Source organism: Neisseria sp. P0001.S007 (genome assembly GCF_051963655.1).
Classification (GTDB): Bacteria; Pseudomonadota; Gammaproteobacteria; order Burkholderiales; family Neisseriaceae; genus Neisseria; species Neisseria subflava_A.
Genome location: NZ_JBQCUB010000007.1, coordinates 14,916 through 27,949, shown reverse-complemented (window position 1 = coordinate 27,949; position 13,034 = coordinate 14,916). Strand labels below are relative to the sequence as shown.

At 51.9% G+C, this 13,034-nt stretch carries 15 protein-coding genes and 1 pseudogene; 9 read left to right on the top strand and 7 right to left on the bottom strand.

Annotation, left to right across the window (positions count from 1 at the left end; all coding sequences use genetic code 11):
- Nucleotides 1-54: 54 nt before the first annotated feature.
- From ACTHRE_RS07310 to ACTHRE_RS07300, 3 genes and pseudogenes are all read left to right on the top strand, one after another.
- The gene (locus ACTHRE_RS07310; protein ID WP_377073539.1) at nucleotides 55-849 is read left to right on the top strand and encodes a class I SAM-dependent methyltransferase; all 795 of its coding nucleotides are present in this window, start codon (nucleotides 55-57) and stop codon (nucleotides 847-849) included.
- Nucleotides 850-955: 106 nt separating this feature from the next.
- Nucleotides 956-1,291 (top strand): annotated as a pseudogene (locus ACTHRE_RS07305) (cytidine deaminase-like fold-containing protein); the annotation flags it as partial.
- Complete coding sequence (locus ACTHRE_RS07300) at nucleotides 1,281-1,706, top strand: DUF6911 family protein (RefSeq protein ID WP_377073543.1); 426 nt, start codon at nucleotides 1,281-1,283, stop codon at nucleotides 1,704-1,706. The pseudogene ACTHRE_RS07305 and the gene ACTHRE_RS07300, both read left to right, overlap by 11 nt.
- Nucleotides 1,707-1,808: 102 nt before the next feature.
- Here ACTHRE_RS07300 and ACTHRE_RS07295 read toward each other — a convergent pair whose 3' ends face one another.
- The 4 genes from ACTHRE_RS07295 to ACTHRE_RS07280 all read right to left on the bottom strand — a co-directional run bounded on the left by ACTHRE_RS07295 (nucleotide 1,809) and on the right by ACTHRE_RS07280 (nucleotide 3,986).
- Nucleotides 1,809-1,988 (bottom strand): IS3 family transposase, encoded by a 180-nt coding sequence (locus ACTHRE_RS07295; RefSeq protein ID WP_083324959.1) that lies wholly within the window; start codon nucleotides 1,986-1,988, stop codon nucleotides 1,809-1,811.
- Entirely contained in the window at nucleotides 1,967-2,215 is a 249-nt protein-coding gene (locus tag ACTHRE_RS07290; protein WP_003686612.1) for a BolA family protein, read from the bottom strand. Before ACTHRE_RS07290 ends, ACTHRE_RS07295 begins: the two co-directional genes overlap by 22 nt.
- Before the next feature lie 126 nt (nucleotides 2,216-2,341).
- Nucleotides 2,342-2,671, bottom strand: coding sequence for an FKBP-type peptidyl-prolyl cis-trans isomerase (locus ACTHRE_RS07285; RefSeq protein ID WP_094192864.1), 330 nt, complete (start codon nucleotides 2,669-2,671; stop codon nucleotides 2,342-2,344).
- Between the two features lie 139 nt (nucleotides 2,672-2,810).
- Nucleotides 2,811-3,986: a cytochrome-c peroxidase gene (locus ACTHRE_RS07280; protein WP_070587835.1), complete on the bottom strand. Its 1,176-nt coding sequence runs from the start codon at nucleotides 3,984-3,986 to the stop codon at nucleotides 2,811-2,813.
- A 395-nt stretch (nucleotides 3,987-4,381) separates the two neighbouring features.
- Here ACTHRE_RS07280 and efeU point away from each other — a divergent pair, with 395 nt between their 5' ends.
- From efeU to efeB, 3 genes are all read left to right on the top strand, one after another.
- Nucleotides 4,382-5,206 (top strand): iron uptake transporter permease EfeU, encoded by an 825-nt coding sequence (gene efeU / locus ACTHRE_RS07275; RefSeq protein WP_036492490.1) that lies wholly within the window; start codon nucleotides 4,382-4,384, stop codon nucleotides 5,204-5,206.
- A gap of 12 nt (nucleotides 5,207-5,218) precedes the next feature.
- Complete coding sequence (gene efeO / locus ACTHRE_RS07270) at nucleotides 5,219-6,385, top strand: iron uptake system protein EfeO (protein WP_049335642.1); 1,167 nt, start codon at nucleotides 5,219-5,221, stop codon at nucleotides 6,383-6,385.
- A gap of 134 nt (nucleotides 6,386-6,519) precedes the next feature.
- Complete coding sequence (gene efeB / locus ACTHRE_RS07265; RefSeq protein ID WP_107848557.1) at nucleotides 6,520-7,785, top strand: iron uptake transporter deferrochelatase/peroxidase subunit; 1,266 nt, start codon at nucleotides 6,520-6,522, stop codon at nucleotides 7,783-7,785.
- Nucleotides 7,786-7,863: 78 nt separating this feature from the next.
- Here efeB and ACTHRE_RS07260 read toward each other — a convergent pair whose 3' ends face one another.
- The 3 genes from ACTHRE_RS07260 to ACTHRE_RS07250 form a co-directional block, all read right to left on the bottom strand.
- Nucleotides 7,864-8,331 (bottom strand): CinA family protein, encoded by a 468-nt coding sequence (locus ACTHRE_RS07260; protein WP_070646414.1) that lies wholly within the window; start codon nucleotides 8,329-8,331, stop codon nucleotides 7,864-7,866.
- A gap of 76 nt (nucleotides 8,332-8,407) precedes the next feature.
- The gene (locus tag ACTHRE_RS07255) at nucleotides 8,408-9,253 is read right to left on the bottom strand and encodes a mechanosensitive ion channel family protein (protein ID WP_070646412.1); all 846 of its coding nucleotides are present in this window, start codon (nucleotides 9,251-9,253) and stop codon (nucleotides 8,408-8,410) included.
- 111 nt (nucleotides 9,254-9,364) lie between these two features.
- Nucleotides 9,365-10,366, bottom strand: a complete 1,002-nt coding sequence (locus ACTHRE_RS07250) for a thiamine ABC transporter substrate-binding protein (protein WP_070646410.1) — start codon at nucleotides 10,364-10,366, stop codon at nucleotides 9,365-9,367.
- Between the two features lie 64 nt (nucleotides 10,367-10,430).
- Here ACTHRE_RS07250 and ACTHRE_RS07245 point away from each other — a divergent pair, with 64 nt between their 5' ends.
- The 3 genes from ACTHRE_RS07245 (at nucleotide 10,431) to glmU (ending at nucleotide 12,896) form a co-directional block, all read left to right on the top strand.
- Nucleotides 10,431-11,078 (top strand): pyrimidine 5'-nucleotidase, encoded by a 648-nt coding sequence (locus ACTHRE_RS07245; RefSeq protein ID WP_070646408.1) that lies wholly within the window; start codon nucleotides 10,431-10,433, stop codon nucleotides 11,076-11,078.
- A 61-nt stretch (nucleotides 11,079-11,139) separates the two neighbouring features.
- On the top strand, nucleotides 11,140-11,424 hold the full coding sequence (locus ACTHRE_RS07240) for a hypothetical protein (RefSeq protein WP_107868174.1): 285 nt from the start codon (nucleotides 11,140-11,142) through the stop codon (nucleotides 11,422-11,424).
- 98 nt (nucleotides 11,425-11,522) lie between these two features.
- Entirely contained in the window at nucleotides 11,523-12,896 is a 1,374-nt protein-coding gene (gene glmU / locus ACTHRE_RS07235; protein WP_440344943.1) for a bifunctional UDP-N-acetylglucosamine diphosphorylase/glucosamine-1-phosphate N-acetyltransferase GlmU, read from the top strand.
- The last annotated feature ends 138 nt before the right edge of the window (nucleotides 12,897-13,034 follow it).

Below are 13,034 nucleotides of genomic sequence, written 5' to 3'. Positions count from 1 at the left end.
ACAGACTTAAACCATAAAAACATTGCCGGGCAAAGCCCGCTGACACGACCCACCATGACCGAACAAGACAAACGCTGGCAGATTCACCGCCATCTCGCCCAAGACACCGACGAGCGCCTGCAGCTGGTCCGCAATGCACCCAAACGCATCATGCTGATTGGTGCCGATGCCGACATCAGCCGCAGCCTGCTGGCCGCGCGTTATCCCGACGCCGTGTTTGAAGAATACGATCCGAATGCCGACTTTTTGAAAACCGCCGCCGCCGCACGCAAAGGCGGTTTCTGGCAGAAGCTGACCGGCAAAACCATCCCGCAGCATTGCCAAGCCCTGACCGCGCCGTTGCCCGAAGCATCCGCCGATATGTTGTGGGCCAACCTCAGCCTCAGCCGCGCCGACGATATTTTGCCGGTATTGAAAAACTGGGCCGCTGCTTTGAAAACCGACGGATTATTGTTTTTCACACACTTTGGCCGCGACAGCCTGAGCGAGCTGACAGGCCGTCTGAACCATGAAGGCATCGAATGCGAAGCGCCCACGCTGATTGATATGCACGACTTGGGCGATATGCTCGCCGACAACGGCTTTTACGATCCGGTAACCGACACGGCCAAGCTTGAGTTGAGCTATAAAAAAGCCGGGACGTTTTGGCAGGACATGGAAACCTTGGGATTGTGGAATGCGTTGAAGTTCAGCAATCCGCAAGCGGCCAAGGAATGTGTGGATAAGATTTTTGCCGACGAAGGCCGTCTGAACATCACGCTTGAAACCGTATACGGCCATGCCGTGAAAAAATTGATGTTGCCGCAAGGGGAGAACGTGGTGCAGTTTTTCCCGAAACGGCAGGGCTAGTTTGGCGGTTGTGCCGGTAAGGTTGACACCGCGATTGCGTGTTGTCGAATGCGGTTTGGCGTTTATATCGATTGCCTGCGCTGTTTAAGGGGATAGATTTTCAGACCCTAATAAATTGACTTTAATTGCAGAGAATGTGGCAAATAAAAAACCTCAAAAGAACGGTTCACCTTATCCAAATGCTAATATGCGAGATGCACATGCTGAAATAGGTGTAATTCAACAAGCTTATGAAAAAGGTGTGACTAAAGGAAAAAATATGGTGATCCATGTCCAAGGGCGTGATGTATGTACGCATTGTCGTCAAGACATTGCATCAGCAGCAGAAAAAGCAGGATTAAAATCGGTCACTGTTCATGCTGTTGATGATAAGAACAAACTGAGAACTTATACTTGGATTCAAGGGCAAACATCAATAAAGGAAAATAAGAATGGAAAATAGCTTATTATTTTTTTCATGTGCATATAAATCAGAAGAGGGTGAATGGATAACTTTGGCAGATAGGGATATGGCATCTAAGATTGGTAAAGATAAAATATTATTTATGCTTAACAGCACAAAGAATCATAGATCTGACGTTAGATTAGAAGTTATACCTGAACCAGAAGTAGGCTTATCTGAATTAAGGATGGAATCAGATGGTGAGAGATATTTATTTACTCTACTTGAATACGGGGATAACGGGGAGTTTTTGATTAGGTCTAAGTCCGATTTTACTGGAGTTCCAAGATTGGTTGATTTTATGGGAGAACCTTTTCCAGCAAGTGAAGTTATAACAGATTTTGATTTTATTAAAAGAGTATTTGTTGAGTTGCTAGAAACAGGAAATGTTTCTTATGAGTTAATGGATATATAATTTAAAACATCTATATAAAGTGCGGTCAATTTTTAAAGCGTTTTAAAAGCTCTCAAAAACTGACCGCACTTTGATCTGCCCCCCAAAAGTTGGACAGGTTAGTTAACTTAAATATTGAGCTCGGTATTGCACTGGGCTCAATCCTTTTAAACCAAGTTTAATTCGTTTTTGGTTGTAATACACTAAATATTCTTCAATTTCAGTATGTATGAAAAAGGCCGTCTGAAAAGTTTTCAGACGGCTTTTTGTTTGATTCCAAATTAAGCCTGTTTGGCCGCCCATTCGGCCGGAGTGGCGGCAACGGAAATCGACAGCGCGTGCAATTCGTTACTTTCGAGTTGCGGCTTGAGGCCGTCTTTAATCAGGCGGTGGCGGGCGAGGCGGGCTTTGCCTTCAAATGAGGAGGAAACGATTACGGCGAAGAAGTGATGGCCGTCGCCTTCGACTTCGACGTGTTCGCAAGGGGTAACGCCTTCAATCAGGGTTTTGACTTGTTCGGGTAAAAGCATGGGGGTTCCTTGGGAAATGGTTTGCTTGTAAAAGAGGGCATTATACCGAATCTTGATAAAAACAGGCCGTCTGAAAAACCAAACTTCGGATTTCAGACGGCCTCGGTCTTTTGAAGCGTCAAATGCTTATTCGTACACTTTCAGCAGCTCGACTTCAAAAATCAAAGTTGCGTGTGGAGGAATTACGCCGCCGGCACCGTGTGCGCCGTAGCCCATTTCGGAAGGAATGGTCAGCTTGCGTTTGCCGCCTTCTTTCATGCCGCCGAAGCCTTCGTCCCAACCTTTAATTACTTGGCCGACGCCCAGAGTGATGGTCAGCGGTTGACGGCGGTCGAGGCTGGAGTCGAATTTGGTACCGTCTTCCAACCAGCCGGTGTAATGTACGGTGATTTCTTTGCCTTTGACGGCTTCTTTGCCGTGGCCTTCTTGCAAGTCTTCAATAATCAGGCTCATGATGTTCCTTTCGGATGTATGGTGAAAATCGGCTCAAGATTACCATATTGTGTGGAATCGTGAAACAAATGCGCCCATATGGCCGGCAACAAAAAGGCCGTCTGAAACGGATTTTCAGACGGCCTTTGTTTTGTGCTAAACCTTATTTGTTATCAGGTTGGGATTTGACATCGGTGGATACAGGCAGCTCAGGCATGGTTCGGGCAGACTCCGGAACATTGCCGGAGAGGGCTTTCAAGAAGGCAACGATGTTTTCAGTGTCTTCCGGAGCCAGGGTTTTACCCAATTGAGCTTTCGCCATGATGTTGACGGCTTTATCCAGTTCCCAAACGCTGCCGTTGTGGAAGTATGGGTAGGTGCGTTCGACGTTTCTCAAGCCGGGAACGCGGAAGAAGAATTCGTCTTCGGCTTTTTTGGTTACGTCCGCACGGCCTTTGTCGTGTTTAGGATCGTCGATGTGTTTCCAGTAAGGACCGTCCACCAAGCCGAATTTTTGGAACATGGTACCGCCCAAGTTGACGCCGTTGTGACAAGCGATACAGCCGTTGTCCATAAATGCGCGTACGCCTTTGCGTTCTTGTTCGCTCAGGGCAGATACGTTGCCTTTCAGGTAGTCGTCCCAACGGGTCGGGGTCAGCAGGGTACGTTCAAACGCGCCCAATGCGGTGGTGATGTTTTTTAAGGAAACCGCACCGTCTTCAGGGAATGCGGCTTTGAATTTCTCTTGGTATTCAGGGATACCGGCGATTTTTGCGGCGGCATCGGCTTCGGTCGCGTTGGCCATTTCAACAGGGTTGAGCAATGGGCCGCCGGCTTGTTCTTCCACATCGGCTGCACGGCCGTCCCAGAATTGGCTGCCCAACAAGGCGGCATTCAGGGCAGTCGGGGAGTTACGGCCGCCGAATTGGCTTTTGTGGCCCGCGCTGGTCGGCATGTTGTCCACGCCGGCAGTTGCCAAGTTGTGGCAAGAGTTACAGCTGACGGTGTTGCCTTTGGACAGGCGGTTTTCGTACCAAAGTTGTTGGCCGAGTTTGACCTGTTCTTCGGTAAACGGACGGACTTTTTGCATTTCGGCTAAGTCAGGCAAAGGTTTGAACGTAGCTTGCGCGCGTTCCAACAGGGCTTTGTCTTCGGCAGAAACATCGGCAGAATTTTGAGGGGCCGAAACAGCGGCGGTGCTTGCGGCAGCATCGGCACCGCTCGCGGCAGAAGCTGCTTGAGGGGTTTCGGTTGTTTGAGCCGTTTTCTCGCCGCAGGCGGTCAGCGCGGCAGAAACGGCCAAAGCCAAAGCGATTTGGTGGAGTTTTAAACGTGGCATAGGAGGGTTCCTTTGTTATGCGTTTGTTATGTCATGGATTGCTGATTGCACCAGCAATATGCCAACTATAAAAGATAAGGCGGTTTTAATTTTTGTTGTAAATCAACCTTTTAAATTTGATAAATTCTGAAAATATCACTGATAGGGAAATTTATACTATGGAACTTTTTTATTATTTATTTACAATTGCTTAGATAAATTAAGGCCGTCTGAAAAAATAAAATTCAGACGGCCTTATTCAGACGGCCTTTTAGTTTTTATTGATTACGTCCGTTATTTTATTTTAAAAAATCTTAATAAATATGGGGTTATTAAAAAATAAAAATAATTTGCGTTATTAAGCATAAAGCGTTATAAATGCGTTAACAAATGAACATTTCACTTTAGAGTTTTTTATGCTGATTGCTTTATTGATTATGCTGCGCGAGGGCATCGAAGCCGCCCTGATCGTCGGCATTGTTGCCAGTTTTTTGAAACAGTCGGGACACAGCGAGCTGATGCCGAAGGTTTGGCTGGGCGTGTTTTTGGCTTCGGTCATGTGTTTGGGTATTGGTTACGGCATTCATTCCGCTACCGGCGAGATTCCGCAAAAAGAACAGGAATTGGTGGTCGGCGCCATCGGCCTGGTGGCCGTGGCCATGCTGACGTACATGATTTTGTGGATGAAAAAGGCCGCACGTTCGATGAAACAGCATCTTCAGGATTCTGTTCAGTCGGCCTTGAACCGCGGCAGCGGCCAGGGTTGGGCCTTGGTCGGCATGGCGTTTTTGGCTGTGGCGCGTGAAGGGTTGGAGAGCGTGTTTTTCCTGCTGGCCGTGTTCCAGCAAAGCCCGACATGGTCTATGCCGATAGGCGCGGTGTTGGGGCTGTTGGTGGCGGTTGTCATCGGTACGCTGATTTATCAGGGCGGTATGCGCCTGAACTTGGCGAAGTTTTTCCGTTGGACGGGCGCGTTTTTGATTGTGGTGGCGGCCGGTCTGCTGGCTGGTTCGTTTCGCGCGCTGCATGAGGCCGGCGTATGGAATGTGATGCAGGATATTGCTTTCGACACATCGAAATATTTGCATGAAGACAGCCCTTTAGGCGTGCTGCTCGGCGGTTTCTTCGGCTATACCGACCACCCAACCGAAGGCGAAGTCCTGATTTGGCTGCTGTATCTGGTTCCCGTCATGATTTGGTTTTTGCGCGGCAGTGCGCCAGCAAAAACGTTAACTAAATAAAAAGGAATGAAAATGAAAAAATTCAATCTGACTGCTTTGTCCGTAATGTTGGCTCTGGGTTTGACCGCGTGTCAGCCGCCTGAAGCCGAAAAAGCCGCGCCTGCCGCTTCAGGCGCATCCGCTGCCGCCAATGCCGACGGTTCGGTCAATATCGGCGTGAACGATACTGCTTGTGAACCAATGGAATTGACCGTCCCCAGCGGCCAAGTCGTGTTCAATATTAAAAACGACAGCGGCCGCAAGCTGGAATGGGAAATCCTGAAAGGCGTGATGGTGGTGGACGAGCGTGAAAACATCGCCCCGGGTTTATCCGACAAAATGACCGTTACCCTGCTGCCGGGCGAATATGAAATGACTTGCGGCCTGTTGACCAATCCGCGCGGTAAGCTGATTGTTACCGACAGCGGCTTCAAAGATACTGCCAACGAAGCGGATTTGGAAAAACTGTCCCAACCGCTCGCCGACTATAAAGCTTACGTTCAAGGCGAGGTTAAAGAGCTGGTGGCGAAAACCAAAACCTTTACCGAAGCCGTTAAAGCCGGCGACATTGAAAAGGCCAAATCCCTGTTTGCCGCCACCCGCGTCCATTACGAACGTATCGAACCGATTGCCGAGCTTTTCAGCGAACTCGACCCCGTCATCGATGCGCGTGAAGACGACTTCAAAGACGGTGCGAAAGATGCCGGATTTACCGGCTTCCACCGTATCGAACACGCCCTTTGGGTAGAAAAAGACGTATCCGGCGTGAAGGAAATTGCAGCCAAACTGATGACCGATGTCGAAGCACTACAAAAAGAAATCGACGCATTGGCATTCCCTCCGGGTAAGGTGGTCGGCGGCGCGTCCGAACTGATTGAAGAAGTGGCCGGCAGCAAAATCAGCGGCGAAGAAGACCGTTACAGCCATACCGACTTGAGCGACTTCCAAGCCAATGTGGAAGGCTCCAAAAAAATCGTTGATTTGTTCCGTCCGCTGATCGAAGCCAAAGACAAAGCGTTGTTGGAAAAAACCGATGCCAACTTCAAACAGGTTGAAGACATTTTGGCGAAATACAAAACCCCGAACGGTTTCGAGCTGTATGACAAACTGAGCGAAGAAGACCGCAAAGCCCTGCAGGCGCCGATTAATGCCTTGGCAGAAGACTTGGCCAAACTGCGCGGTATTTTGGGTTTGAAATAAGATAACGCGTTTTCAGACGGCCTTTGGATATTGAAAGGTCGTCTGAATCTTATTGTCGCCCACACAAATATGCTTGAAAACCGACCTTACTTCACACGATTGCAATCTTTCCGTTCCCTGCCAAGGAGCAGACCATGAGCCAAAACAAACAACCGGCACAACCCGAAAAACGAACCCTTTTCAAAACTGCCCTTGCCGCCGGCGCCATCGGCGTTGCCGGTTATTTTGCCGGCAAAAAACAAGGCGAAGCCGCCGCCGAAACCCAAAACAACCAACATTCCGAGCTGGCCTATCCGTGCTATGGCGAGCATCAGGCAGGCATCGTCACGCCACACCAGCTCTTCGGCATCATGTGTGCCTTTGACGTTACCGCCAAAGACGCCAAACAACTTGAAAACCTGTTCCGCGCCCTGACCGCCCGCATCGAATTTCTCACCCAAGGTGGCGAATACCAAGACGGCGATGACAAGCTCCCGCCAGCAGGCAGCGGCATCCTCGGCAAACAATTCCGCCCCGACGGGCTGACAGTTACCGTCGGCGTCGGCAGCAGCCTCTTTGACGACCGTTTCGGCCTCAAAGACAAAAAGCCGAAACACCTGCAGGAAATGCGCGACTTCCCCAACGACAAACTCCAAAAATCTTGGTGCGACGGCGACCTCAGCCTGCAAATTTGCGCATTCTCCCCCGAAACCTGCCAAGCCGCCCTGCGCGACATCATCAAAAACACCGCCCAGTTTGCCGTCATCCGCTGGAGCATAGACGGTTGGCTCCCTAAAGCCGAACCCGGCGCCATTGCCGCGCGCAACCTTTTAGGTTTCCGCGACGGCTCAGGCAATCCCAAAGTCGAAGATCCCAAAGTCGCCGATCAAGTTCTGTGGACGGGCGTTGCCGCCAACAGCTTGGACGAACCGGCATGGGCGAAAAACGGCAGCTATCAGGCCGTCCGCCTCATCCGCCACTTTGTCGAATTTTGGGACCGCACCCCGATGCAGGAACAAACCGATATTTTCGGCCGGCGCAAATACAGCGGTGCGCCCATGGACGGTAAAAAAGAAGGCGACACCGCCGATTTCGCCAAAGACGCCGACGGCAAAATCACGCCCAAAGACAGCCATATGCGCCTTGCCAATCCGCGCGATCCTGAGTTCATGAAAAAACACCTGCTCTACCGCCGCGCCTTCAACTACTCGCGCGGCCTAGCCGCCAACGGCCAACTTGATGTCGGCTTGGTGTTCATCTGCTATCAGGCCAACCTTGCCGACGGCTTCATCTTCGTGCAAAACCTGCTCAACGGCGAGCCGCTGGAGGAATACATCAGCCCGTTTGGCGGCGGCTATTTCTTCGTCCTGCCGGGTGTCGAAAAAGGCAGCTTCCTCGGCAAAGAGCTTTTGGGCGTATAAATCCGCCGATGGTTTGAATAGATAAAAAGGCCGTCTGAAACCTGATTTCCAGATTTCAGACGGCCTGTGTTTTTTCTATTAAACCAAATGTTCCGCCAAGAAAGCCAATGCGTATTCGACGGCTTGCGCCCTTACTGCTTCGCGGTCGCCTGTGAAAAGCGCGGTTTGTTCAAACGAACCTTCGGGCGTGGCCAGGCCGAACCAGACTGTGCCGACCGGTTTGGCCGCGCTGCCGCCGCCGGGGCCGGCGATGCCGGAAATACTCAAGGCATAATCTGCCTGCGCCACGGCCTTTGCGCCGCGTGCCATTTCATAGACGGTCTCGCGGCTGACCGCACCGTGTTTCAGCAAGGTATCGGGCATGACACCGAGACGCTCCTGCTTGGCTTGGTTGCTGTATGTGACGAAGCTTTGGTGAAACCATTGCGAGCTGCCGGAGAGGGAGGTCAGCGCACCTGCAAGCAGGCCGCCGGTGCAGGACTCGGCGCAGGTAACGGTTTGGCGGCGGCTGGTCAGGTGTTCGGCGATGGTTTGCAGATGGGACATGGCGGCTCCTTATAGAAAAGGGTGGAATGGGGCGGGCGTTTGACCTGCCGGGTTTCAGACGGCCTGAAAGCTGAAATCAGTCTTTCGGCTGAATGAGGTGGACATCACATTGTGGGAATGGGATGTTGATGTTGGCTTCGCGCAGGTTTTCAACTACTTGCTCGTTCAGAGCGAATCGGAACGGGCCGAGATTTTCTTCTTGCGTCCACGCCCAAAGGGTAATTTCGATGGCGCTGTCGCCAAGGTTGGTAATGTATACGACGGCAGGTCGTTCTTCGGTTTGAACACATAATGGATGCTCGGTTGCCGCTCTCAATACGGCGGCTTTGGCGGCTTTCAAGTCGCAGGCGTAGTCGACGCCGACAACGACTTGGGCGCGGCACAGGGGCAGGGAAGAGCGGTTGGTGATGCTGTTGGTCATGACCACGCTGTTGGGCAGGACGACTTCTTCGTTGTCCGGCGTGCTCAAAGAGGTCTGCACCATTTTGATTTCGCGGACGATACCTTCAAAACCGTTGACGCGGATAAAGTCGCCGACTTTAAATGGGCGGAACAGGATAATCAGTGCGCCGGCGGCGAAGTTGGACAGTTGGTCTTTCAAAGACAAAGCCACGGCCAAGCCTGCGCCACCGATCAAGGCGGTAACGGAAGTGGTCGGGATGCCGAGTTTGCCCAGTGCGGCGATGATGATGAGGATCAGCAGGCCGATGTTGGCGACGTTGCCGAGGAAGCTGACCAGCGTTTTATCGACTTTGGCGCGTATCAGCGCAGCTTTCATCAGTGTCACCACGCGCGTGGCGACCCAGCGGCCGATAAAGAAGATGGCTAAGGCGGCCAGCAGGTTGGTACCGAAAGACATGCCGGTTTGGGCGAGTTGTTCCCAGCCGGAGAACGAAGAGAGGACTTGAAGATCGAAATTCATAATTGTGTGTGCGTGTGAAGTTGTTTAAAAGGTCATTGTAAAACAAGGCCGTCTGAAAAACTAATGATTTGTTTTTTCAGACGGCCTTGATGTGTTTTTAAGTTTTTCGGTTTAACGTAAAACGGTTTTGCTCCAACGGCTCACCCATTGTTTTTGTTTGGTGTTGATGTCGGCACGGTTGGGGGAATCGCTGTGTTTCGGGGTTTGGGCAAACTCGAATACTTTGGGCAGCGGTGTGTTTTTGACTGCCGGATAGACCCACATTTCGGCAGGCAGGGCTTTTTGCACTTCTCCGCTTTGCAGCCAGCTCACCAGTTTGGCCGCCAGCTCGGGTTGTTTCGCACCTTTTAAAACGGCCGCGCCTTCAACTTGGCGGAATGTGCCGCCTTTGAGGAAGAGGTTGCCGGTGGGCGGGGTGCTGTATTTGCCTTTGGAGTAGTGGACTTCGGCCGCCGGGCTGGTGGCATAGCTGACCACGAGAGGATAGGCGCCGCCGTTTTGGGTGAAGTCGGTGTAGTAGGCTTCGCTCCAGCCTTTGGCGACTTTCACGCCGTTTTGGCGCATTTGCGCCCACCATTTGAACGCGCCTTCTTCACCCATGCCGCCGATGTTGGCCAAGAGGAAGGAGAGGCCGGGCGAGGATGTGGCGGGAGACGGGGTCACCAGAAGGTTTTTATATTCCGGTTTGGTCAAATCTTGCAGGGTTTGCGGCAGGGGCAGTTTTTTCTGTTCAAACCATTTTTTGTCGTAGTTGATGGCGACATAGGCGTAATCGACGGCCAGCGCATCGGGCAGGGAGGCGGTTACGGGTGCGGATTTGGGTTGGCTGGCGGCGAGGACGCCGGCGGCTTTGGCTTTGCCGATGTTGGCGTTGTCCAAACCGTAAACTGCATCGGCAATCGGGTTGGCTTTGCTCAAAATCAGCTTGTTGAGCATTTCGTTGCCGCTGCCTGCCTTGATGACGGACACTTTGGCATCGTTGGCTTTTTCAAATTGCGCGATGACGGATTGGGGCAGGCTGAAGGATTTGTGCACGGCCAGACGTACTTCGGTTTGGGCGTACAGGTTTGCCGAGGCCAGTAATAGAGCCACTGCGGACAATTTCAGTTTCATTCTCTTTCCTTTGTGCGGGTAAAATACGAAATATCATAACAAAATCTGCATATCAAGGCACGATATGAATCATTCCCCCGTTTGGCTGTTTGACCTCGACAATACTTTGCACAATGCCGAAGCCGGCATTTTCTACATCATCAACCGCGCCATGACCGAATACATGGCAGGCCGTCTGAAGCTTTCCGAAGAAGCCGCCTCCCAACTGCGCCAAGATTATTGGCACCGATACGGCGCGACGCTTGCTGGTTTGCAAATCCACCATCCCGAAGTTGATATCGATGAATTTTTGCTTGAAAGTCATCCACTTAAGCAAATTTTGGTAAAGGTGGAGGGTATGGATGGAACTGATAATGTTTTAGGCCGTCTGAAAGGGCGAAAAGCCGTATTTTCCAATGGGCCTTCGTTTTATGTCCGCGCATTGGTTGAAACGTTGGGCTTGGAAGCGCATTTTGACGGCTTGTTCGGCACGGACGACTTCGGCCTGCTCTACAAACCTAATCCGCAGGCCTATCTCAACGTCTGCCGCCTGTTGGGCGTCAAACCCGAACAGTGCATTATGGTGGACGACAGCGCCGACAATCTGCACCAAGCCAAAGCCTTGGGCATGAAGACCGTTTGGTACGGCGAAAAGGCCCATCCGCTGCCATTTGCCGACGGCATAGCGAAAGATATGCAGGGTTTGCTTGAAGTTTGCACAAAACTGCCGTGAAGTTTTGCAAAAACAAGTACAATACACGGTATTGCCGACATTTAAAAACAAGGACAACATCATGCATAAACTCGCTTTAATTCTGACCGCCGCCGCCGTTTTGGCCGGTTGCTCTTGGGAAACCTACACCAACGAATCCGGCCGTACCGCCGTACGCCAAAAATATGCTAACGGCACGCCTATCGTTTATCAGGACGGTACTTATTCTAAAAACATGAATTACAACCAGTTCCGCCCAGAGCGCCGCGCCGTCCAATCCCATCAAGCGGATCACGCTGAACACGGCGAACGCGGCCAGCACTGGCAAAAACCGCAATTTGCCAACCAACAGCCAGCAACCGAATAACAATATCCCCAAGGCCGTCTGAAACGGAGTGAAAAACAATCAACACTTGTTGCCCCACTTTTCAGACGGCCTCAAACAACGACAACGGAAACCGTATCATGGCTCAGACAGCTTTAAATATCGTCATCCTCGCCGCCGGCAAAGGCACGCGCATGTACTCCAAAATACCCAAAGTGCTGCACCGCATCGGCGGCCTTCCCATGGTTGAGCGCGTTATCGACACCGCCGCCTCCCTGAATCCGCAAAACATCTGCGTCGTCATCGGCCACGGCAAAGAGCAAGTCTTGGACACCGTCAAACGCGATGTCGTTTGGGTTGAGCAAACCGAACAGCTCGGTACCGGCCACGCCGTCAAAACCGCCCTGCCGCACCTGTCTGCCGAAGGCCGCACGCTGGTGTTGTACGGCGACGTCCCCCTGATTGACGCAGCCACCCTCGAAACCCTGCTCGAAGCCGCAGGCGACGAAGTCGGCCTGCTGACCGACGTGCCCAACGACCCGACAGGTTTGGGCCGCATCATCCGCGACAGCAACGGCAGCGTAACCGCCATTGTCGAAGAAAAAGACGCCGATGCCGCCCAAAAAGCCGTGAAAGAAATCAACACCGGCATTTTGGTTCTGCCCAACGCCAAACTCGAAGCTTGGTTGAACAGCCTTTCCAGCAACAATGCCCAAGGCGAATACTATCTGACCGACCTCATCGCCAAAGCCGTTGCCGACGGTATCAAAGTTCATCCCGTCCAAGTCCGCGCCTCCCATCTGGCCGCAGGCGTGAACAACAAACTCCAACTGGCCGAACTCGAGCGTATTTTCCAAACCGAGCAGGCGCAAGAACTGCTCAAAGCAGGCGTGACCCTGCGCGATCCGGCGCGTTTCGATTTACGCGGCCGTCTGAAATACGGACAAGATGTCGTGATTGACGTCAACGTCGTCATCGAAGGCGAAGTCGAACTCGGCGACAACGTCGAAATCGGTGCCAACTGCGTGATCAAAAACGCCAAAATCGGTGCCAACACCAAAATCGCCCCATTCTCCCATTTTGAAGGTTGCGAAGTCGGCGAAAACAACCAAATCGGCCCATACGCTCGTTTGCGTCCGCAAGCCAAACTGGCCGACGACGTACACATCGGCAACTTCGTCGAAGTCAAAAACGCCACCATCGGCAACGGCACCAAAGCCAACCACCTCACCTACATCGGTGATGCCGAGATCGGCAGCAAAACCAACTTCGGCGCCGGCACGATTATTGCCAACTACGACGGCGTGAACAAACACAAAACCGTCATCGGTGACGAAGTACGCATCGGTTCAAACTGCGTACTGGTTGCCCCCGTTACCCTCGGCAACAAAGTGACGACAGGCGCGGGCAGTGCGATTACCCGCAACTGCGAAGACGGCAAACTCGTCCTCGCCCGTTCGCGCCAAACCGTCATCGAAGGCTGGGTGCGTCCGGAAAAAGGCGATAAGAAGTAAGGCTGGTCTTTTATTTGTTTTCAGACGGCCTTGAGAAACAACAGGCCGTCTGAAACCCAGATTTGCCGTTTCAATGAATATAAAACGGCGTTTTCCGACTGCCGCTTTCGGGAGCCGGAGCAGCAGTCATTTTTTCAA